This is a genomic window from Metapseudomonas resinovorans DSM 21078 (assembly GCF_000423545.1).
GTDB classification, from domain to species: Bacteria; Pseudomonadota; Gammaproteobacteria; order Pseudomonadales; family Pseudomonadaceae; genus Metapseudomonas; species Metapseudomonas resinovorans.
This window is the reverse complement of record NZ_AUIE01000009.1, coordinates 1-19,454: the sequence shown is the minus strand read 5'-3', so window position 1 is coordinate 19,454 and position 19,454 is coordinate 1. Positions and strand designations below refer to the sequence as shown.

General features: G+C 60.5%; 20 protein-coding genes. 3 read left to right on the top strand and 17 right to left on the bottom strand.

Annotated elements, in window-relative coordinates; all coding sequences use genetic code 11:
* Nucleotides 1-29: 29 nt before the first annotated feature.
* From G559_RS0109920 to G559_RS0109900, 5 genes are all read right to left on the bottom strand, one after another.
* Nucleotides 30-1,271, bottom strand: coding sequence for an FAD-dependent oxidoreductase (locus tag G559_RS0109920; protein ID WP_028628070.1), 1,242 nt, complete (start codon nt 1,269-1,271; stop codon nt 30-32).
* Complete coding sequence (gene folD, locus G559_RS0109915; protein WP_028628069.1) at nt 1,253-2,176, bottom strand: bifunctional methylenetetrahydrofolate dehydrogenase/methenyltetrahydrofolate cyclohydrolase FolD; 924 nt, start codon at nt 2,174-2,176, stop codon at nt 1,253-1,255. Before folD ends, G559_RS0109920 begins: the two co-directional genes overlap by 19 nt.
* Nucleotides 2,173-3,039: a formyltetrahydrofolate deformylase gene (purU, locus tag G559_RS0109910; protein ID WP_028628068.1), complete on the bottom strand. Its 867-nt coding sequence runs from the start codon at nt 3,037-3,039 to the stop codon at nt 2,173-2,175. The genes folD and purU overlap by 4 nt, the downstream gene beginning before the upstream one ends.
* Nucleotides 3,040-3,491: 452 nt before the next feature.
* Nucleotides 3,492-4,223 (bottom strand): TrmH family RNA methyltransferase, encoded by a 732-nt coding sequence (locus G559_RS0109905; RefSeq protein WP_028628067.1) that lies wholly within the window; start codon nt 4,221-4,223, stop codon nt 3,492-3,494.
* Between the two features lie 11 nt (nt 4,224-4,234).
* Nucleotides 4,235-5,863, bottom strand: a complete 1,629-nt coding sequence (locus G559_RS0109900) for an NAD(P)/FAD-dependent oxidoreductase (RefSeq protein WP_028628066.1) — start codon at nt 5,861-5,863, stop codon at nt 4,235-4,237.
* Between the two features lie 271 nt (nt 5,864-6,134).
* Here G559_RS0109900 and rlmE point away from each other — a divergent pair, with 271 nt between their 5' ends.
* Entirely contained in the window at nt 6,135-6,755 is a 621-nt protein-coding gene (gene rlmE / locus G559_RS0109895) for a 23S rRNA (uridine(2552)-2'-O)-methyltransferase RlmE (protein WP_028628065.1), read from the top strand.
* Nucleotides 6,756-6,946: 191 nt separating this feature from the next.
* On the opposite strand, the gene G559_RS28790 is transcribed toward rlmE, so the two are convergent.
* The 10 genes from G559_RS28790 to argH form a co-directional block, all read right to left on the bottom strand.
* Complete coding sequence (locus tag G559_RS28790; RefSeq protein ID WP_051246540.1) at nt 6,947-7,189, bottom strand: BRO-N domain-containing protein; 243 nt, start codon at nt 7,187-7,189, stop codon at nt 6,947-6,949.
* A 371-nt stretch (nt 7,190-7,560) separates the two neighbouring features.
* The gene (locus G559_RS0109885) at nt 7,561-7,848 is read right to left on the bottom strand and encodes a hypothetical protein (RefSeq protein WP_028628064.1); all 288 of its coding nucleotides are present in this window, start codon (nt 7,846-7,848) and stop codon (nt 7,561-7,563) included.
* Between the two features lie 42 nt (nt 7,849-7,890).
* Entirely contained in the window at nt 7,891-9,069 is a 1,179-nt protein-coding gene (locus G559_RS0109880; protein WP_028628063.1) for an MFS transporter, read from the bottom strand.
* A gap of 70 nt (nt 9,070-9,139) precedes the next feature.
* The gene (locus G559_RS0109875) at nt 9,140-10,501 is read right to left on the bottom strand and encodes an MmgE/PrpD family protein (protein WP_028628062.1); all 1,362 of its coding nucleotides are present in this window, start codon (nt 10,499-10,501) and stop codon (nt 9,140-9,142) included.
* Complete coding sequence (locus tag G559_RS0109870; protein WP_028628061.1) at nt 10,498-11,397, bottom strand: polysaccharide deacetylase family protein; 900 nt, start codon at nt 11,395-11,397, stop codon at nt 10,498-10,500. The genes G559_RS0109875 and G559_RS0109870 overlap by 4 nt, the downstream gene beginning before the upstream one ends.
* Nucleotides 11,390-12,238: a polysaccharide deacetylase family protein gene (locus G559_RS0109865; RefSeq protein WP_028628060.1), complete on the bottom strand. Its 849-nt coding sequence runs from the start codon at nt 12,236-12,238 to the stop codon at nt 11,390-11,392. The genes G559_RS0109870 and G559_RS0109865 overlap by 8 nt, the downstream gene beginning before the upstream one ends.
* Before the next feature lie 15 nt (nt 12,239-12,253).
* Nucleotides 12,254-13,072 carry an ABC transporter substrate-binding protein gene (locus G559_RS0109860; protein WP_028628059.1) on the bottom strand — a complete coding sequence of 273 codons (819 nt, stop codon included), beginning with the start codon at nt 13,070-13,072 and terminating at the stop codon, nt 12,254-12,256.
* A 33-nt stretch (nt 13,073-13,105) separates the two neighbouring features.
* Entirely contained in the window at nt 13,106-13,870 is a 765-nt protein-coding gene (locus G559_RS0109855; protein WP_028628058.1) for an amino acid ABC transporter ATP-binding protein, read from the bottom strand.
* 26 nt (nt 13,871-13,896) lie between these two features.
* The gene (locus G559_RS0109850) at nt 13,897-14,775 is read right to left on the bottom strand and encodes an amino acid ABC transporter permease (protein WP_028628057.1); all 879 of its coding nucleotides are present in this window, start codon (nt 14,773-14,775) and stop codon (nt 13,897-13,899) included.
* Nucleotides 14,776-14,867: 92 nt separating this feature from the next.
* Nucleotides 14,868-16,295, bottom strand: coding sequence for an argininosuccinate lyase (gene argH / locus G559_RS0109845; protein ID WP_028628056.1), 1,428 nt, complete (start codon nt 16,293-16,295; stop codon nt 14,868-14,870).
* Nucleotides 16,296-16,603: 308 nt separating this feature from the next.
* Here argH and G559_RS0109840 point away from each other — a divergent pair, with 308 nt between their 5' ends.
* Nucleotides 16,604-17,569, top strand: coding sequence for a LysR family transcriptional regulator (locus G559_RS0109840; RefSeq protein WP_028628055.1), 966 nt, complete (start codon nt 16,604-16,606; stop codon nt 17,567-17,569).
* Nucleotides 17,570-17,843: 274 nt separating this feature from the next.
* Here G559_RS0109840 and G559_RS29600 read toward each other — a convergent pair whose 3' ends face one another.
* Nucleotides 17,844-18,305: a transposase gene (locus tag G559_RS29600; protein WP_051246537.1), complete on the bottom strand. Its 462-nt coding sequence runs from the start codon at nt 18,303-18,305 to the stop codon at nt 17,844-17,846.
* Nucleotides 18,302-19,000 carry an ion channel gene (locus G559_RS0109830; protein WP_028628054.1) on the bottom strand — a complete coding sequence of 233 codons (699 nt, stop codon included), beginning with the start codon at nt 18,998-19,000 and terminating at the stop codon, nt 18,302-18,304. Before G559_RS0109830 ends, G559_RS29600 begins: the two co-directional genes overlap by 4 nt.
* Before the next feature lie 167 nt (nt 19,001-19,167).
* Here G559_RS0109830 and G559_RS0109825 point away from each other — a divergent pair.
* The coding region (locus G559_RS0109825; protein WP_036997285.1) for a transposase at nt 19,168-19,454 on the top strand (287 nt) is incomplete at its 3' end.

The window sequence follows — 19,454 nt, the reverse complement described above, 5'->3', positions numbered from 1 at the left end:
CTCTCCCTGAAGGGCGAGGGGGGAATCTGTCAGTGGCTGGCGGCGGTGGCGCCCATTTCGTTGACCTGCTGGAAGGTGCTGAAACGCTCCAGGGCGAAGGGCTTGATCAGGTCCGGCACCTTGCCGCCGCTGGCCACCAGCTCGGCCATGGTTTTGCCGCAGATGGGCGTGGACTTGAAGCCCCAGGTGCCCCAGCCGGCGTCGAGGTAATAGTTCTGCACCGGTGACAGGCCCATGATCGGGCTGTAGTCCGGGGTCATGTCGGTGATGCCTGCCCACTGGCGCATCAGCTTGGCGTTGGCCATGAAGGGGAACATCTCGATGGCGTGGGCCAGCAGGCTTTCCTTCAGGTCCAGGGTGGAGCGGGTGTTGTACAGCGGGTAGGGGTCGGAGCCGCCGCCGAAGACGATCTCGCCACGGCTGGTCTGCTGCACGTAGCAGTGCAGGGCGGAGGAGCTCACCAGCGGATCGAGGAAAGGCTTGAACGGCTGGGTCACCATCGCCTGCAACGGGTAGGTGTGGATCGGCGCGCGGATGCCCGCCTTGGCCAGCATCAGCGAGCTGTGGCCGGCGATGGCCTGCACCGCGCAGCCACATTTCACCGTGCCGCGATTGGTCTTCACGGCGGTAATGCGGCCGTTCTCGATCACCAGGTCCTGCACTTCGGTGAGCGGGTGGATTTCCACCCCGCGCTTGGCCGCCTGCTTGGCGTAGCCCCAGGCCACGGCGTCGTGGCGGGCAGTGGCACCGTCGATGTGCCAGAGCCCGGCGAGCACCGGCAAGTGGCCGGGGTCCAGGTTGAGGGTCGGCACCAGTTCGCGGATCTGCTGGCGGTCGATCATCTCGGTGCGACCACCGAAGTGCTTGTTCACTTCGGCGCGCTGGCGGAAGGCGCGCACCGTGGCATCCGTGTGGGCCAGGGTGAGCTGGCCGCGCTCGGAATACATGATGTTGAAGTCGAACTCGTTGGAGAGGTTCTGGAACAACTTCACTGACTCGGCGTAGAAGCGCACGCCTTCGGAGGTGAGGTAGTTGGAACGGATCACCGCCGTGTTGCGCGCGGTGTTGCCGCCGCCCAGGTAGGACTTCTCCAGCACCGCGACATTGGTGATGCCGTGGTACTTGGACAGGTAGTACGCGATGGCCAGGCCGTGGCCGCCGCCGCCGATGATGACCACGTCATAGGACGGCTTGAGTTCGGTGGGCGGCGGCAGGTCCACCTCCACCGGGTATTCGGAGCTCAGGCCGTATTTCAGGAGATTGAAAGGCATGGCGCCTCCGGAAGCGGGGTTTGGGAGAGGGGGGCCGGGTGCTTGAGGCGCGCCGCGGCCAGGGTGTTCTTCATCAGGAAGGCGATGGTCATGGGGCCGACGCCACCGGGAACCGGGGTGATGGCGGCGGCGCGGGTGAGGGCGCTGTCGAAGTCCACGTCACCGACGAGCTTCGAGCGGCCGTCTTCCTCGATGCGGTTGATGCCCACATCGATGACCACCGCGCCGGGCTTCAGCCAGTCGGCATCCACCAGGCGCGGACGGCCGACGGCGGCGACGACGATGTCGGCCTGGCGGCACAGCTCGCGCAGGTTGGTGCTTTTGGAGTGCACCACGGTCACCGAGCAATGGGCTTTCAACAGCAGGGCGGCCATCGGCTTGCCGACGATGTTGGAGCGGCCGATGACCACCGCGTGCTGGCCGGATAGGTCGCCGCAGGTGTCCTGCAACAGGCGCAGGCAACCAGCCGGGGTGCAGGGCGTGAGTACCTCGCGGCCCTGGCTGAGGCCGCCGACGTTTTCGGCGTGGAAGCCGTCGACGTCCTTCAGCGGGTCGATGGCTTGCAGCACTCGGGTTTCATCGATGTGCGCCGGCAGCGGCAACTGCACGAGGATGCCGTGCACGCTGTCGTCGGCATTCAGGCTGTGGATAAGTGCCAGCAGCGTGGCCTCTTCCGTCTCGGCCGGCAGCTTGTGCTCCAGCGAACGGATGCCGCATTCCTCGGCGCGCAGCACCTTGTTGCGCACATAGACCTGGCTGGCCGGGTCCTGGCCGACCAGCACCACGGCGAGCGCGGGCTCGATGCCGAGAGTCTTCATCTCGCGCACGTCCTCGGCCACCTCGGCCAGCACGCGCGCGGCGGCGGCCTTGCCGTCGATCAGTTTCGGAGCGGTTTGCGTGTTCACCGGAAGATCACCGTGCGGTCGCCATTGAGGAAGACCCGGTGCTCCAGGTGGTATTTCACCGCCTTGGAGAGGGCCACCGTCTCGGTATCCCGGCCGATGGCGACGAGGTCATCCGGCAGATAGGCGTGGTCCACGCGCTGCACTTCCTGCTCGATGATCGGGCCTTCGTCGAGGTCCGAGGTGACGTAGTGCGCGGTCGCGCCAATCAGCTTCACGCCGCGCTCATAGGCCTGGTGATAGGGCTTGGCGCCCTTGAAACCGGGCAGGAAGGAATGGTGGATGTTGATGGCGCGCCCCGAGAGTTGCTTGCACAGGTCATCGGAGAGGATCTGCATGTAACGGGCCAGGACCACCAGCTCGGTCTGCGTTTCGTCGATGATCTGCATCAGCGCCGCTTCCTGCTGGGCCTTGGTGTCGCGGGTCACCGGCAGGTAGATGAAGCGGATGCCCTCGCGCTCGGCCATCGGGCGCAGCTCGAGGTGGTTGGAAACGATGGCGGTGATCTGCATGTCCATCTCGCCCTTCTGGTGGCGATAGAGCAGGTCGGACAGGCAGTGGTCGTACTTGCTCACCATCAGCAGCACGCGCATCGGCTGGGCAGTGCCGTGCAGGGACCAGTCCATCTCGAAGCGCCGGGCCACCGCGTCGAAACCCTGCTCGACCTCATCGATGTCGCCTTCGTACTGGTCGTTAAAGCGGAACACCGCGCGCATGAAGAAGCGGCCGCTGGTGTCGTCGTCGAACTGCGACATCTCGCTGATGTAGCAACCCTTGTCCGCCAGGTAAGTGGTCACCGCCGCAACGATGCCGGACGTGGCCGGGCAGCTGATCTTGAGGATGAAGTGGCTGGTGGCATGTTGCATGTCGGGTCCTCGATTGGGGGGCGGCAGCTCATCGCAAGGCGGAAAAATTGCGTGGGTAAAACAGGATTTCGTCCATGAAGAATTTTTACTGGCAGGAAAATAAAATTCCTGTGGCGCTTTTATAGGCGAAGCGAAGGTGCAGGTCTAGCCTATTGGGAAAATTTTTATCTTGAGAGGAAAGTTTTGCGGGTGAAAACATGGCTGAAGCCGGCGCCCCCGGCCGACCCCGCTACCGTGCGTAGGATGGGTCGAGCGGGGCGATAGCCATCGGCGGGGTGGGCCATGCGCGCATGCCTTGCTGCATTGGGCTTCGCTGCGCTCGGTGCCAACCTAGGACGGCATCGCGACGATGGCACTCAGCCTGATGCGGCGGTTTGGCAATGACCATCAATCCTGCGTCGAACTATCCCGGGTCGTTGAAAGGCCCGGGACTGGCCGGGCTCCGCAACCCCTTATCTGTTCAGCTCGTACGCGCACATATTGACCGTCGCGGCCAGGTTGAGCGATTCGATGGCGCCACAGCCGGGAATCGTGAAAGGCTGGGCGTTGAGCGCGAGCAGTTGCTCGCGGGGCACGCCGCGCGCTTCGTTGCCGAACAGATAACAATCGAACGATTTGAAACTGGCGGATTGCAAGCGCTCGCCATTCATATCCAGGCAGGCGATGCGTTCAAAGCGTGTGCGCAAGGAATCCAGTTCCACATCCAGTTCCATGGGCGCATGAAAAATGGCGCCCATGCTGGAGCGCACGACTTTGGGGTTATACGGATCAACGCTGCCGGGACTGAGCAGGCAGCGAAAGTTACCGAACCATGCCAGTGTGCGCAGGATGGTGCCGAGATTGCCCGGGTCCTGGATTTCATGCAGGTAGATGGCGCGCTCGTTAGTAGCGGGGGCCGCAACCGGTGCGGCGGTCGCCGGCATTGGCACCAGCGCAATAATTCCCTGCGGTGTTTTGGTGTCGGCGATCTGCGCCATTTGGCGGTCGTTGATCACATGGGTTTCAAACGGGCTTTGCCAGTGCTCGTAGGCGCTGGTCACATACAGCTGACTGCGCAGTAGCAGCGGATTCTGCAAGGCCGCTTTTTGCAGTTCCAGCAACAGATGTTCGCCCTCCACCAGAAAATGGCCGAACTCGGCCCGGTATTTTTTCTGGTGGAGCTTCTTGATGTCGTCGAGTTTCATCAATGCGGCGCTCAGTTGCTCTGCACTTTGGTCTGAGACAGCAGCGACTTGGCCACCGCTTCGGCGACTTTGATGCCGTCCACGCCCGCCGACAGAATGCCCCCCGCATAACCGGCGCCCTCGCCAGCGGGAAACAGGCCGCGCAGGTTGAGGCTTTGCAGCGTCTCGTTGTCGCGGGTGATGCGGACCGGGGAGGACGTGCGGGTTTCGATACCGGTGAGCACGGCGTCATGGCGATCAAAACCGCGGATCTGCTTGCCAAATGCCGGCAGCGCCTCGCGGATGGCCTCGATCGCATAGGCCGGTAGCGAGGGCGCAAGGTCGCCCAGGCGCACGCCGGGTTTGTAGGAGGGTTCAACCTCGCCAAATTCGCTCGATGGCACGCCGCGAATGAAATCGCCCACCAGTTGCGCGGGCGCACAGTAGTCGCTGCCGCCCAATTCGTAGGCGCGGGATTCCAGGCGCTCCTGGAACTCCACGCCGGCCAGTGGGCCGCCCGGGAAATCTTCCTCCGGGTTGATGCCGACGACGATGCCGGCATTCGCATTGCGTTCGTTGCGCGAGTACTGGCTCATGCCGTTGGTCACGACGCGTTCCGGCTCGGAAGTGGCCGCCACCACGGTGCCGCCGGGGCACATGCAGAAGCTGTAGACGGCGCGGCCATTCTTGGCGTGGTGCACCAGCTTGTAGTCGGCGGCGCCGAGCTCCGGATGTCCGGCGTACTTGCCCAGGCGGGCCTGGTCGATCATGCCCTGCGGGTGTTCGATGCGAAAACCCACGGCGAAGGGCTTGGCCTCGATGAACACGCCCTGCCGGTGCAGCATGCGGAAGGTATCGCGGGAGCTGTGGCCCAGCGCTAGCACGACATGGCGGCTGCGGATCGTTTCGCCACTGGCCAGCACCACACCTTCAAGCTGGCCATCGTCGATCAGCAGATCGGTGACTTTGCTTTCAAAGCGCACCTCGCCGCCGAGGGCGATGATCTCCTCGCGCATGGTGGACACCACGCCGGTGAGGCGGAAGGTGCCGATGTGCGGCTTGCTCACGTACATGATTTCCGCCGGAGCGCCGGCGCGGACAAACTCGTGCACAACCTTGCGGGCGTAGAACTTGGGGTCCTTGATCTGGCTGTAGAGCTTGCCGTCCGAGAACAGACCGGCACCCCCCTCGCCGAACTGTACGTTGGATTCCGGGGTCAGGATCTTTTTGCGCCACAGTGCCCAGGTATCCTTGGTGCGGCTGCGCACATCCTTGCCGCGCTCCAGCACGATGGGTTTGAAACCCATCTGCGCGAGCAACAGCGCCGCGAACAATCCACAGGGGCCAAAGCCCACGACCAGCGGCCGCTCGCTCAAGTCGGCCGGCGCTTGTCCCACTGGATAGTAGTGGGTGTCCGGGGCCGGACGTATGTTGTGGTCATCGGCAAAGCGCGCCAGAATCGCCGCCTCGTCGCGGGCCTCCAGATCGATGATGTAGATGAACAGAATGACGCTGTTCTTCTTGCGGGCATCGTAGCTGCGCTTGAACACGGTGAAGTTCAGCAGATCGGCGTCGCTGATGTTCAGGCGTTTGACGATGGCGTTACGCAACTCATCGGCGGAGTGATCGAGGGGCAGGGACAGTTCGTTGATGCGAATCATGGCGGTAATCCTGGCCGGTGACTCCGGCAAAGGAAGCAACAGAGGGGAGAGTAAGGCGCGAATTGTACCCGCCGCCGCCAGCACCTGTCAGGCCTGGCCCGATGGTTCGCCGGAAGGCGCCGTGCTGGCCGGCGCTGTGCGATCCTGCCTGCGAATGTAACCTGCACAGTGTTATCGGCTTATAATTGCCGCCGCTCAGCGTCCGACAGCTTCCCCTCTGCCCCGTGCATCGGTCCGCTCCTCACATTGATTCTCCGTGGTTGGCTCTATCATGAAACGATCCAAAAGCAGCCGTCGCTGGCTGGATGAACACGTCAACGATCCCTACGTCAAACGGGCTCAGAAGGATGGTTTGCGCTCCCGTGCCAGCTACAAGCTGATCGAGCTGAACGAGAAGGACAAGCTGATACGCCCCGGCATGCTGGTCATGGATCTTGGCTCGGCTCCCGGTGGCTGGTCGCAGGTAGCCGGGCGTCTCGTGGGCGAGAAGGGGCGGGTTCTGGCCAGTGACATCCTGCCGATGGACCCACTCGATAACGTCGACTTCATCCAGGGCGACTTTACCGACGATGCCGTGTTCCAACAGATCCTCGACAAGCTCGACGGCAACCAGCCCGATCTGATCATCTCCGACATCGCCCCCAACATCAGCGGCGTCGCTGCCGCCGACCAGGCGTCCTCGATGTACCTGGTCGAACTCGTCCTCGATATGGTCCGGCAGGTGCTCAAGCCCAATGGCACCTTTGTGGCCAAGGTCTTTCAGGGCGAAGGCTCTGACGAATTCCTGAAAGACGTTCGCACCTCATTCGAGAAGGTGGTGATACGCAAGCCAGAGGCGTCGCGGCCACGGTCGAGGGAGGTTTATCTGGTGGGGAAAGGGTTCAAAGGATAAGGCGCCCGCGGCGCTGAAGTGCGATTGAGCCCGCTTCGATTCCGGTCGAATCCCCGCGTTGGGCCTCGCAGGCTCGGCGCCAACCTACGACGGCAACGCGACAACGGCCCCCAGCCTGATGCCGCCGGCCCGGCAACAACTCCCCCCGTCCCGACGACAACCCCGCTCGTGTGGGGCGAGCGGGGCTTCACTCATGTCAGCACCTCGCTCAGCCAGCGACTGACATCGCTGCACGTCGGGCGGGCAAGGCGATGCACGGCCCGGTAGGCGCCGGCATCGCAAATGGCCTCCACCTCCTCATGAACGCCGCGGGTGCACGTCAGCACTACGCTGCGCTTCTCGAACCGCTCCTGGGCGCGGAGCAGGCGCTGGGAATGAGCGCCGATCAACTGGGCGAAGTCATCGGCGACGAACCAGGGCTGGTGGTCGATCATCACGGAGCGCAGGCGCTGGGCGTGGCGGTAGAAAACGAGGGGGGTATGCGTCGTGCATGGCGAATCTCCGTTATGGGGTCAGGAGCTGCCACCAATCGCTGTCAATCGAAGGGCGGCAGACCGCGCGGGGTTGACAGACCGGCTAACGGGAACCGGCAGACCACGAGGATCTCCCCGCGCGATCTGCCATGAAGCAGAGCAGTTGAAAACTGCATGCGTGTGAGTGCCTGCAAAAAACGTCCGCCGTTTTTCGCATGCACCGTTCGGCGCAATCGCGCCCGTTAGTTCAGGCTGTCAAACCCGGCCACGGGATAGACCGTGGCCGGGGCAGGATAGGGACAGAGCAGGGGGAGGGCAAGGGAGAGCACCCACTAGGAGCGTTGACGGATTAGCCGCGACGCCATGCGTTTGGAGCGTTTCCCGTGGGGAAGGTGGCGACCATTCTTGTAGACCTGCACCTGACTTCCCTCAGGGGTGTAGACCACCATACCGCCTGCCAGATACTCGACATCGAAGGTCGCAGGTGCTTCCTCTACTTCCACAAGAATCTTGACCGTGGCATGACTTTCGATCCAGAACTCGCTGGAGATCGGCTCGATTACCAATAGCAGTCGCTTGGAGGCCCCGTTGATGAAGCGGAATTCCTGATTGTTATTCATTTAGCAGCCTTTGTGCTTCGACTGATACTAGGAGAGATACGATCAATTCCTCGCCCGGACCCGCCTGCCAGTTGCGAAACAAAGCAACCCACCCAACGCTGAAAGCCCCATCAAGACAAGAAACATGCTGGTGGGTACGGAATAGGTGAGGAGGTATCCGCACAGAATGGGGCTGAGGGCGCCGCCAAGGGCGGCCAGGTTCTGAGCGCCGTAATAGCTGCCACGCAGATGCTCTGGCGCGATGCTGTCGATGAACAGGTACTCACCTGGCAGCACGATCATTTCACCAAGCGTGAAAACAAACATCGCCAAGCACCAACTGACCATGTTCTCCGCGTACATGAAGCCCAGTAGGCCGCTGATGAACAACATCGAGCCGATGCCCATCCAGAACGCCAAGTGCTCTCGTTTGAGCAGACGACCGAACTGGTATTGCATAACGATCACTGTGATCGCGTTGCAGGCCAGTACCGCAGAGAGAATCCTCATGGCCTCCTCGGATGGATAGCCAACCAGCAGGTACTGCGACAGATAGATGGTGAATCGACCATGAACCACCGCATTGAGCAGGCTACCCAGGGTGAATAGGATCAGGGTGCGATCATTTCTGAGTGTGGCCAGCGTGGCCAGGAAGCTGGGTGGCTGGAGTTGAGTGGATGTCTTCGCGTGCTTGCTGGGCGGCACGGCACTCATCAGGAAGATACTCAGGAAGGCGATGGCGCTGGCGGTCCAGAAGGGCGCCGTGGGTTGAGCGCCTGCGAGAATGACGCCAAGCATCGGGCCGGTGGCGTATCCGATGTTGGTCAGGGTGTATCGGAGGGAGAACGCTTTGGCCCGTTGTTCGACAGGCAGGTTGTCGCTGAGGATGGCCTTGGAGCCAATGACGAACAGTGCTGCGGCCGACTCGGTGATGACCAGGGTCAGCGTTGCCAGATACAGGTTGCTGGCAAAGGTCAGCAAGAGGAACCCGATTGAACTGGAAAGCATCGCCAGGATAAGCAGCCGGCGTTTCTCGAAACGGTCCACGACGTAGCCGCCGTAGAGGCCAAGCAATGTACCGGTGAAGGCGGCAATCCCCACCAGGAGCCCAACGTCTTTCTGATCTAGCCCAAGCCGGGTGCTGAGGAAGAGTGCCAGCAACGGGCTGGTGATGGCCCGGCTGATCACGATCGTCAGCGAACACACCATCAGGCGGCGAATGACAAGCGAGTAAGTAGTCACAGAGATCCTGTCTGTCCTGGAAGTCTTGCCGTCATGGAGTGGGAGCGTCCACTCGATGCATGCAGCTGCGCTATGCGGCTGACAGCATCTCGGCAAGTTGCTGGGTAGAGGACACGTCTTCCAGTTTCAGGAGAAGGTTGGCTAACTGCTTGACCTTGAGTGGCGGGAGCACGCGGACAGCCAGGCTGTAGAACTTGTCCAGTAGAGCCTCGTCACTGATGGGGTTGCCCGGCGCACCAAGCGCCACTTCAACACACAGACTGGCCTCGCGACCGTCGTCAGTGCGCAGGGTGACGATAGGTTCACCGTCTTCGGACAGTGAAGGGTTCACGTCAAGGTGGATGCGCCTGAACCACGAAGTGATCGCCGGGTTTTCTCGGCACTTGTCCTCGTAAGCGTCCAGTCCGGCGTGGCCATAGGTGAGCCTGGCCGCCAGCGCATAGGGCAGGCTCATCTGCGCCGATGCCAACGTCTCAATGCGGGTATGGCCACACATGTCCTTGAGGAATGCACACATCTCCACGCGGATTTCGGCGATTTGATCCGGCGTGATGTTCAGCTTCTCCAGCAGCAACCCGATTGCATCGATTGCGGCGTGGGTGCCCCGGCACGAGGCATAGGGTTTGATAGAGCAACGCGCCAGTTTCCAGATTTCACCCAGGGTTTCGTCCAGGGCTTGTGGCTCGGCGTCGTCTCTCGCTAGGGTCTTGAGGAACCCACCCCATACATCGTCGAAGAGGTAAGACGGTCCTGTGATCCCTTGCTGCGCCAGCATGACGGCGAGCAAGCCACCCTCTGCCGCACGGCCGGTATGCAGCTTCTTGGTCTGGGAGCCGTCGTGGATGAATGCCCACAGGCCGCCACTGAAACTGCCAGCGATACCGAGCGCAGAGAGGGTCTGCACCTGGTCCAGCCCGAATATGCGTGCGCATGCCGCCGCGGCGCCGAACACACCGCAAGTGGCGGTCGAGTGCCACCCTGCACCGTTGTGCGCGGAGTAGCTGCCGCAGGCTTCGAGCACACGCCGGCCGACTTCGTAGCCGATGACCACGGCCACCAGCAATTCCTTCCCGGAAACTGCCTTGCCACTTGCCTGCAACGCTGCCATCACGGCGGGCAGAACAACCGCGCCGGAATGGTCGCAGCCGCCGGCATCGTCCAGTTCCAGGGAGTGTGCGGCAATACCATTCAACAGGGCAGCATTGCGCGGACTGGCGCGATGGTTGGTGCCCCACAGCACGGTATTGCCTGGTGCTTCGTGCTGTACGCAGAGCTGGTAGGAGGCTTTGAAGATCTCACTATCGGCGCCCGCCAGGGTCGCTCCGAAGGTATCCAGAATGTGCCGTTTGGCTTTCTCGACCAGAGATGGGGGAAGGTCGTCGAAGCGGGTCTCGACCACAAAACGGACCAGTTTTTGGAAGCGTGCAGTCACAGTTGATGCTCCGTGGTATGGCGGGCGTATACAGCGGCAGGATGGTCATCGGGGAGTGCGGGGCCGGATTGCGCCCACCACTGCGCCACCTCTTCGGCAGTGGCGATCCAGACATCTGGGTGCTGTTGGATGCCTTCCATAAGCTCGCGCAGGAGTCCAATGCGGCCCGGAGTTCCGATGATCTCCGGGTGAAGCCGCAGCACGTAGCAAAGGCCATAGCGGTGGAACCCGGCGAAGTCCATCTGCAGGTTCTTCAGAGTGTGGCTATACGAGGCAATTCGTGATTGGGCGGGCGGCACCGCTGGGCTGAGGTTGAACGCGAAATAGGGCTCGTCCTCCAACTCATAATGCAGCGGCAACTCGATCAAGGGCGCGCTACCCGGAACTGACTGCAGGTGCGCAAAGGGCAGATCATCGCCGCGCAGGGACGACGACCAGCGAATGCCCAGGCGGCGCATTGCTTCGGGGAAGCCTGGTGCCCAGTTGCCCGCAGGCAAGCGGAAACCCCGTGGCTTGTGGCCGGTGAGGCGGGCCAGGACGCTGCAGCCGCGCTCCAGTTCAGCCTCCTGTTCAGCGAGGCTGAGCAAGTCGTAGTCCTGGTGCCGGTAGCCGGCACAGGCGATCTCGTGTCCGCCTTTGAGAATCGCATCGATCTGATCGGGGTTTTCCTCAGCGACTATGCCGGGAATGCACCAGGAACTACGTACGTTCAGGTCCGCCAGGGTATCCAGCAGGCGGGCGACGCCGCGAGTGGTGCCATAGCGCCAGACGGACAATGTCTTGTCGCGGCCAGCTACCGCAGGTGCCTGGGTGAGAATGCCGTGAGTGTCGTTGTAGTCGACGGTTACCACCACCGCGCAGCGATAGGGAGTGGGCCAGATTGGCAGGTCAGTCATTGCCATGCTCCTTCAGCGTCCAGTGCGCAACATCGCGGCAGGTGGCGAACCACACATCGTCACGTTTACGCATATGCTCGAAGAGGCGCTCCAGAAGCAGGAGCCTGCCGGGCTTACCGGTAATCTTCGGATGGAACAGGGTGGTCAGGCACAACCCTTCGTCCATGGCGCCGTCAAATTCGCGGCACCAGTTATCGAGGGTCAGTTCATAGCTGGCCGTGCGGTCCAGCCCGGAAGGGAAGTTCGGCCCCTTGGTGTAAGCCAGGGAGGCATAGTCGTCGAGCTCCCAGTGGCCCGGGATTTCCACCAGCGGCCGGGAGTGACCGGCGACGTTGACCAGGTAGGGGCGGTCATCGCCGCGCATGCTGCTGGAGTAGATCACGCCAGCGTCCAGGAGCATTCCGGGTGTATGGGTGTGCCAATCTCCGGACGGGGTGCGGAATCCTTCGGCGCGGATACCCAGAACCTTCCAGAAGACTTCCCGACACTTCTCCATCACCTGGCGCTGCTCCTCCAGCTCCAGCGCATAGAAGGATTCATGTTTGTAGCCGTGATAAGCCACTTCATGTCCCCGCTCGACAATCGCCTGGCACTGCCGGGGCCAGTTCTCCACCACCCATGCGGGTACGAAGAATGTCGCCGGGATGCGGACGGCGTCGAGCAGATCAAGGATGCGTGGCAGGGCGCGATAAGGATCGTATGCGCCGAAGCCGAAATACTCAGGCTTTTGCCAGATCGATCCGTTGAGCATCGCATCGCCCGTCGGGCCGTCAACGTCGAAGGCCAAGGCCATGCTGGCCCGGCTTTCGCCGGGCCAGTTGGGCGTGGTCGAGGGGGACATGAGTGTGCTCCGAAGTTACTTGCCGTTGATGGTGACGCGCTCAATAGCGCCTTCCTCAAGGTCCCATTTCTTCAGGATCGCCTGATAGCTGCCATCGGCGATCATGCTTTGCAGCGCATCGGCCACAGCCTTGGCCAGCTCGGGGTTGGTGTTGCTGACGCCCAGCCCGGTCAGTTGGCGGGAGATGGCATTGCCCAGCGGTTTGAAGGTGTTCTTCTCCAGGGACATGATGTAGGGCACGGTTTCACTGCCCTGCATGGCGGCGTCCAGGCGGCGCTGGCGAAGCTGGGCGCGCGCATCTGCGCTGCCTTCCGCACCGACGACGATAACTGCCGGCTTGCCGGCGGCTTCGCAGTTGGCCTTGCTCCAGGCTGCGATTTCGGCGGGGAAGGTGGTGCGTCGGCTGGTCCCCACTTTCTTGCCGCAGAGGTCGGTCATCTCCGTGAGGTCCTCGCGGCTCTGCAGGGTGTAGAACTGCGGCCCGCTGGTGAAATAGTCGACGAAGGTGACCGTCTTCTGTCGCTCCTCGGTATCGGTCATACCGGACAGGATGATGTCCACACGTTTGGTGGTCAGCGCGCTGACCATCTGCTCGAAGGCGGTTTCCTGCCATTTGATCTTCACGCCAAGGCGTTCGGCCAGCGCGTTGCCGAGGTCATAGTCGACGCCGGTCAGCTCGTTGGTCGCGGGGTCCTTGAAGTCCATGGGCGGGTAGTTGGGCATGATTGCCGCAACGATTTCGCCTTTTTCCTTGATAGCTGCCGGGAGTTCAGCGGATGCCTGCGCGGAAACGGCAAGGCCCATTAGTACGGAGGAGAGGATCAGCTTTTTCATGTACGTTCATTCTCTTGGGATTGTTATTGGCGACTAGGCGCGAACGGCAGAAATAAAGTTTTGGGTGCGTGGATTTTGTGGGGTCAACAGGACTTCTTCAGGGCTTCCGGCTTCCACGACTTGGCCGCCATCCATGAACACCACGCGGTTGGAAACCTCGCGGGCGAAACCCAGTTCGTGGGTTACAACGACCATGGTCATCCCGCTTTTGGCGAGGTCACGCATGACCGAGAGCACCTCGCCGACCAGTTCCGGGTCGAGTGCGGAGGTGGGTTCGTCGAACAGCATCAGCTTCGGCCGCATGGCCAGAGCCCGGGCGATTGCAACACGCTGCTGCTGACCGCCGGAAAGCTGAATGGGGTAGTGATTGCGCTTGTCGGCCAGACCGACTCGGGCCAGCAACTCGACGGCCTCGTCGGTGGCTTCCTTGGGTGAACGCTTGAGTACCTGACAGGGGCCTTCGACGATGTTCTCCAGCACAGTCATGTGCGGGAAAAGGTTGAAGCGCTGGAAAACCATGCCGGTGGCCAGGCGCTGGCGGGCGATCTGGGTTTCGTTCAACTCGTAGAGCTTGCGGCCGACCATGCGATAGCCAACCAGTTCGCCGTCTACCCAGAGACCGCCGCTATCGACTTTCTCGAGTTGGTTGATGCAGCGCAGGAAGGTGCTCTTGCCCGACCCGGAAGGGCCGATGACGCAGAGCACTTCGCCTTGTTCGATCTCCAGGTTGACGTCTTTGAGGGCGTGGAAATCGCCGTAATATTTATTCAGGCCGACAGCCTTGACGATGCTTCTCATGGGGATATCTCTCACGACGTGGGCGATCAGGAGCGCTTGCCTGCGCCTTTGGCGAAGTAGCGTTCCAGCCGGCTCTGGCCGAACGACAGGACGGTAACGACGGCGAGGTACCAGATACCCGCAACAATCAGCAGCTCCATGACGCGGGCGTTGGCGTAGTAGATGTTCTGGGCGTTATGCAGCAGCTCGGAGTACTGGATGACGCTGGCCAGACTGGTCATCTTCACCATGCCGATAAACTCATTGCCCACCGGCGGGATGATGATCCGCATGGCCTGGGGCAGGATGATTCGCTTGAGCGACTGCAGGCGCGGCATGCCAATGGACTTGGCCGCTTCATATTGGCCGGTATCGACGGAGAGCAGACCGGCACGTACCACTTCGGCGGTGTAGGCCCCCTGGTTGATGCTCAGACCAAGCAGGGCCGCGACGAAGGGCGTCATCACGGTCACGGTCTCGATCTGGAAAAGGCCCGGAATGCTGATGACGGGGAAGATCAGCGCAAGGTTGAACCACAGCAGCAGCTGCAGGATCAGCGGCGTACCGCGAAACAGCCAGGTATAGGCCAGGGCAACGTACTGAAGGATAGGGTTATGCGACATGCGCATGACCGCAGTGACTACCCCGAAGATGACCCCAAGGATCATGGCCAGCACGGACATCACAATGGTGTTCAGGAGGCCGAAGAGAATCGCTTCTGAGGTCAGGAACTGGCCGACGTAGGACCACTCGATCTGTCCCTTGGCGAAGGCGTTCCCGAGGCCGATCAACAGGACCACGATCAGCGTGGCGAAGAACATGCGCCCGTAGTAGCGACGTGGCACATGCTCGTACTGCGTGATGTCGAACTCGCTTTCAGCTTTCTTGCGTTCGGCGGCCAGGCGTTGTGCTTGTAATTGACTCATGGTGTTGCTCCGAAGGCGGCGCAAGAGCGCTGCGGCTTATCGGTCGATCTTGAAAGCGCGTCCCAGGGGAGCGCGCTTCGTTCAGGTAAGGCTCAAATGCGTGGGCCGGTGTAATTCGCGGTCCACTCCCGCTGGCCTTCCAGGGCCGATTTCAGCCGGGTGATCTGCTCCAGGACGCGCTCCGGAGCTGTACCGCCCCAACCACTGCGCGCAGCAATGGCTGCCTCTAGGGTCAGGCTGTCACGCACATCCGCAGTCAGACGCGAATCGATATCTGCCAGGGTGGCGGGACTGGCTTCCCACAGTTCGATGTCCTGCTCCTCACAGGCACGTACCAGCGCGCCAGTGATCTCGTGGGCCTCCTTGAACGGCACGCCGCGTACTGCCAGCCAATCGGCGACTTCGGTTGCCAGGGTGAAGCCGAGCGGTGCCTGGCGGCGCAGTTCGTCCGTGCGAACCTGCATGGTGCGGACCATGCCCGCCATGGCGGGAAGGACCAGGCTCAGCGTTTCGACGGTGTCCAGGACTTCGTTCTTGTCTTCGGCAAGATCGCGGTTATAGGACAGCGGCAGAGATTTCAGCGTTGACAGCAGACCGGTCAGGTTGCCAATCAGGCGGCCAGCCTTGCCGCGCGACAGTTCGGCAATATCAGGGTTCTTCTTCTGCGGCATGATCGAACTGCCGGTGGCATAGGCGTCATCCAGATCGACCCAGCGGAACTGGCGCGAGGACCACAGGCAGAACTCTTCCGACAGGCGGGAAATGTTGATACCCAGCATGGCGGTTACGAACAGGAACTCAGCGACATGGTCCCGGCTGGCGACTGCATCGATGGAGTTTTCGCAGGGGGCGGTGAATCCCATTTCAACAGCGGACTGCTGGGGTTGGCGTGCGATGGCCGAACCGGCCATGGCCGCAGCGCCGAGGGGCGACAACCCGGTGCGCGCGTCCCAGTCGGCCAGGCGCTGTATGTCGCGCAACATGGCTTGCGAATGGGCCAGCAACTGATGGGCGAAAGTGATGGGTTGGGCCTGCTGGAGGTGGGTAAAACCGGGGCAGATGGTCTCGATATGCTGCTCGGCCTGCTCCACCAATGCGTCCTGGAGGTCCAGGACCTGTACGGCCAACTTACGGGCATGGTCACGCAGGAAAAGACGCAGGTCGTTGGAGGCCTGGTCATTTCGAGAACGGCCAGCACGGAGCTTCCCGCCCAAAGCGCCCAGCCGCTCGGTCAGCAAGCGCTCAAGGAAGGTATGCACGTCCTCGTCGTCCAGCGTGGGGCTAATACGGCCGGCGCGGAAATCTTCATCGATGCTGTCGATTGCTTCCAGCATGCGCTGGGTTTCTGCGTCGTCCAGCAGCCCGGCTCGTTGCAGCTCGCGGGCATGCGCTCGGGAACCGGCGAGATCGTACGGAGCGAGTTGGAAGTAGCGTTCGGGGCAGCGCGAGAGAGCTGCCAGCGCTGCGGACGGGCCACTCTTGAAACGGGCACCCCAAAGGCGATCAGTGGGTTGAGTCATTGTTGTTTTTCCTCGCGTTTTTCGACTTAGAACGGTTGTACCCAAATACTTCGAAGTGTCTTTCAGTACATGCTTGAGGGCCTGAAGGTCACTGGCAATAACTTGTTTCTGGGCAGAATGGGAGTGCGGAAGATTTCCTGTCCTTGTGGACGAGATAAAACCTATAGAATTCAGCCGGTTGAGACTTCAATCGCGGATAGAAAGCGTGTTGCAATGATCCGTTGTATGTGTTCATGATGATTAGGCCGGCTGGTTTCTTGTTGTGGGATCTAGCCTGTTGAATGCCGACCGCGAGGTAAATAATCATCATGGAAACCTCACTTTCCACATCCGGAAACCTGCCCGGAAAGACAAGAATTCGAGCGCCCATGGCGCTAAGCGGCCAGGACTTCAAACTGCTGAAAGTTTTCAAGGCAGTTGTGGAGGCAGGTGGCTTCAGTGCGGCGCAAAACGAGTTGAATGTCGGCCTGGCGGCCATCAGTAAACAGATTTCTGACCTTGAAATCCGCATTGGAATGCGTCTATGCAGCCGGGGGCGTGAGGGTTTTAGCCTGACCGACGAGGGACAGATGGTCTATCAGGCATCCATCGAACTCTTTAACTCGGTTGAGAGTTTTCGCGACAGGATAAGTTGTGCGCAGAATGAGTTGATCGGCGATCTTAGTATTGGGGTTATTGATAATACGCTGTTCGATAAGAACTCATTGCTAATATCTGCACTCAAAAGTATCACTGATGAAGCCCCCAGGGTCAGAATACGACTGAGTGTTTCTCAGTTGGATGAAGTTGAGCGGGGAGTTGTCGAGGGGAGGTTCGTGGCGGGAATCGTTCCGGTCTATCAGAAACGGGAAGAGTTTGATTATTTTGATATGTATCAGGAGCAGTCGAATTTGTATTGCGGCGCTGGGCACGAATTGTTTGATCAGTCAGATGAAGATGTTGATATAGGGAATTTGAGAGACTTTAACTTCATCAATCATCGCTATGCGATACATTCTGCCAAAAGAGAGTTTTTTGATGCCGAGAAAGTCAGCACGTCAGCGATGCAGGTCGAAGCTGTCGCAATACTGATCCTCACGGGTAGATTCATCGGTTTTCTTCCCTGTCAGTATGCCGCTCAACTGGTCAAGGACGGGCGTTTGAGGGCAATTCGCCCTGATGCTGTCAGCCTCCAGACACCCTTCAGCCTGATTCTGCGTCACAACACGCCGCGAAGCCCTCTGATCAAGGCATTTGCTGATGCCATGAAGATCGATCTCAAGCGTGCACCCTGAACGCCAGACATTGATGCCACTGAGCCATGTTCGGCAGGGTTGCCGAGCTTCGGAGCGACAATTTCGTAGTTGCTCGGCTGTATCAGGAGTGCGTGGATGAGTGACATCACCCCATCCCGATGATTGCATCCCATGTTGCCGGGAGAGTACGAGTTGCTTCCCCTTGGTGGTACAGATTGTGCCAGTTGTTAGCCGCATCTTCTTTTCTGAACGCAATCTCCCTCACAGACTTTGGGCAGGCCGCTCTTTTTGTACGTAGATACCGTCTTGATTTCTATCGGGCACGTGCCTTTTGCACATCGGAAGGCTTGCTCCATTTCAGGACTCCGTACGCGATGTGCAGCAGCTTGCGTATGGCTGCGCAGACGATCTGCTTGCTGGCCTTGTCGCGGGTGAGTAAACGCTGTGCCAGGGCATTGATCGCTGGGTAGTGGGTCATCGAGGTGATCGCCGGCATGTACAGACCTGAGTGGAGTCGAGCCGACCCCACACGGGAAATGCGCACGTGCCCTTTGTGCTTGCCCGATTCCTGCAACTTGGGGGTAAGCCCAGCAAAGGCGGTGATCGCTCGATGCTCGCGGGCGTTACAATGGGCGCCCGCGCCGATCCCCCGATAGGGCTCGCCCGGAGCCAGCTTCAGATGTTCACCCTTGTAAACCTGGACACATCGCCGCCCGAATCTCTGAAGAGTCAGGTTGATTGTGTATTTAGGCGGCTCGGGCAAGTCGAGCGTCACTTAGTCTGATTCGACGGATAAAGACCGGCGAGCCGCGCTATCACAACACCAACGTAAAAGACGCCTGAAAATTCTTCGACCATCACAAGTGAGCGAGCGTGATTGGTCAATGGAAGAACATCACCGAAACCGGTGGTCGTGAGCGTCGTCAGGCTAAAATAGATCAGTTTGAAAAAAGTGCCGGGCTGTGTGAAATCGAGGTGTCCAGGGCCAAATGAGCCAGCGCTGGATATCTCGACCATGGCATAGATGAAGGACCACATGAAGGCCAGCATGATGTAGCCCGCGAGCGCGCCATGCAGCTTGTCGGCTGTAATTGGCCCGCGCTTGAGAATATAGCGAAGCACTCCGCTGAACGAGACGGCAAGAGACGTCGCATAAGCTACCCCGGCAAGTTTAAGAATCGCGATACTCGCAGTCGACAATGCCGCCCATTGAAGGCCAACCCCGAGCAACGCCAAGCCCAGTTTGAGACTGAACCCCCACCGAGTCTGCCTGGTGGCAAAAGCGCCCAAGAGCAGCACGATTGAAAACAGAATGCCGAGCAATGTGCGGGCGAAGATACCTTCCTCAAGAAAGGGAAACAGGAGGATCAAGCCCAGTAAGAGCAGCATTAGATAAGTGCAGGGTCCGTGGCCTATTACCAGCTGTGCTAAATCCTCGTCGGCTTCAGCTTTATCATGTCGATTTGTCATACCCGTATCCTGGAGACCGAACTTACGCTCGTGACCTGACGTTGCATGGGGAAATCTGACCTGGCTTCAGAGGAGTCGACAGCGAAATTCTAGTCGCGATTGCGTGTGAGGGGATTCTGAATCGCCCCGGGTTTCGTGGAGGCCTCAACTCTTGAGAAGATGAGGCCATGAGAAAGACTGCGACCTACTCCCCTGAAGTCCGTGAACGTGCCGTGCGCATGGTTCTGGAGCACCTGAACGACTACCCCTCCGAGTGGGCGGCCATTGAGGCCATTGCCCCGAAGATCGGCTGTGCAGCGCAAACCCTGCATGGCTGGATTCGTCGCCATCAGACCGATGCCGGCCAACGTCCTGGGCCGACCACTGACGAGCGTGAACGCATCAAAGCCCTGGAGCGCGAAAATCGCGAGCTGCGCAAAGCCAACGAGATTCTGCGCCTGGCCAGTGCGTATTT

Excerpts from the sequence above, each read along its gene's own strand:
- G559_RS0109920 (WP_028628070.1), bottom strand. The coding sequence starts at position 1,271 with ATGCCTTTCAATCTCCTGAAATACGGCCTGAGCTCCGAATACCCGGTG.
- purU (WP_028628068.1), bottom strand. The coding sequence starts at position 3,039 with ATGCAACATGCCACCAGCCACTTCATCCTCAAGATCAGCTGCCCGGCC.
- G559_RS0109905 (WP_028628067.1), bottom strand. The coding sequence starts at position 4,223 with ATGAAACTCGACGACATCAAGAAGCTCCACCAGAAAAAATACCGGGCC.
- G559_RS0109900 (WP_028628066.1), bottom strand. The coding sequence starts at position 5,863 with ATGATTCGCATCAACGAACTGTCCCTGCCCCTCGATCACTCCGCCGAT.
- rlmE (WP_028628065.1), top strand. The coding sequence starts at position 6,135 with ATGAAACGATCCAAAAGCAGCCGTCGCTGGCTGGATGAACACGTCAAC.
- G559_RS28790 (WP_051246540.1), bottom strand. The coding sequence starts at position 7,189 with ATGATCGACCACCAGCCCTGGTTCGTCGCCGATGACTTCGCCCAGTTG.
- G559_RS0109885 (WP_028628064.1), bottom strand. The coding sequence starts at position 7,848 with ATGAATAACAATCAGGAATTCCGCTTCATCAACGGGGCCTCCAAGCGA.
- G559_RS0109870 (WP_028628061.1), bottom strand. The coding sequence starts at position 11,397 with ATGACTGACCTGCCAATCTGGCCCACTCCCTATCGCTGCGCGGTGGTG.
- G559_RS0109865 (WP_028628060.1), bottom strand. The coding sequence starts at position 12,238 with ATGTCCCCCTCGACCACGCCCAACTGGCCCGGCGAAAGCCGGGCCAGC.
- G559_RS0109860 (WP_028628059.1), bottom strand. The coding sequence starts at position 13,072 with ATGAAAAAGCTGATCCTCTCCTCCGTACTAATGGGCCTTGCCGTTTCC.
- G559_RS0109855 (WP_028628058.1), bottom strand. The coding sequence starts at position 13,870 with ATGAGAAGCATCGTCAAGGCTGTCGGCCTGAATAAATATTACGGCGAT.
- G559_RS0109850 (WP_028628057.1), bottom strand. The coding sequence starts at position 14,775 with ATGAGTCAATTACAAGCACAACGCCTGGCCGCCGAACGCAAGAAAGCT.
- argH (WP_028628056.1), bottom strand. The coding sequence starts at position 16,295 with ATGACTCAACCCACTGATCGCCTTTGGGGTGCCCGTTTCAAGAGTGGC.
- G559_RS0109840 (WP_028628055.1), top strand. The coding sequence starts at position 16,604 with ATGGAAACCTCACTTTCCACATCCGGAAACCTGCCCGGAAAGACAAGA.
- G559_RS0109830 (WP_028628054.1), bottom strand. The coding sequence starts at position 19,000 with ATGACAAATCGACATGATAAAGCTGAAGCCGACGAGGATTTAGCACAG.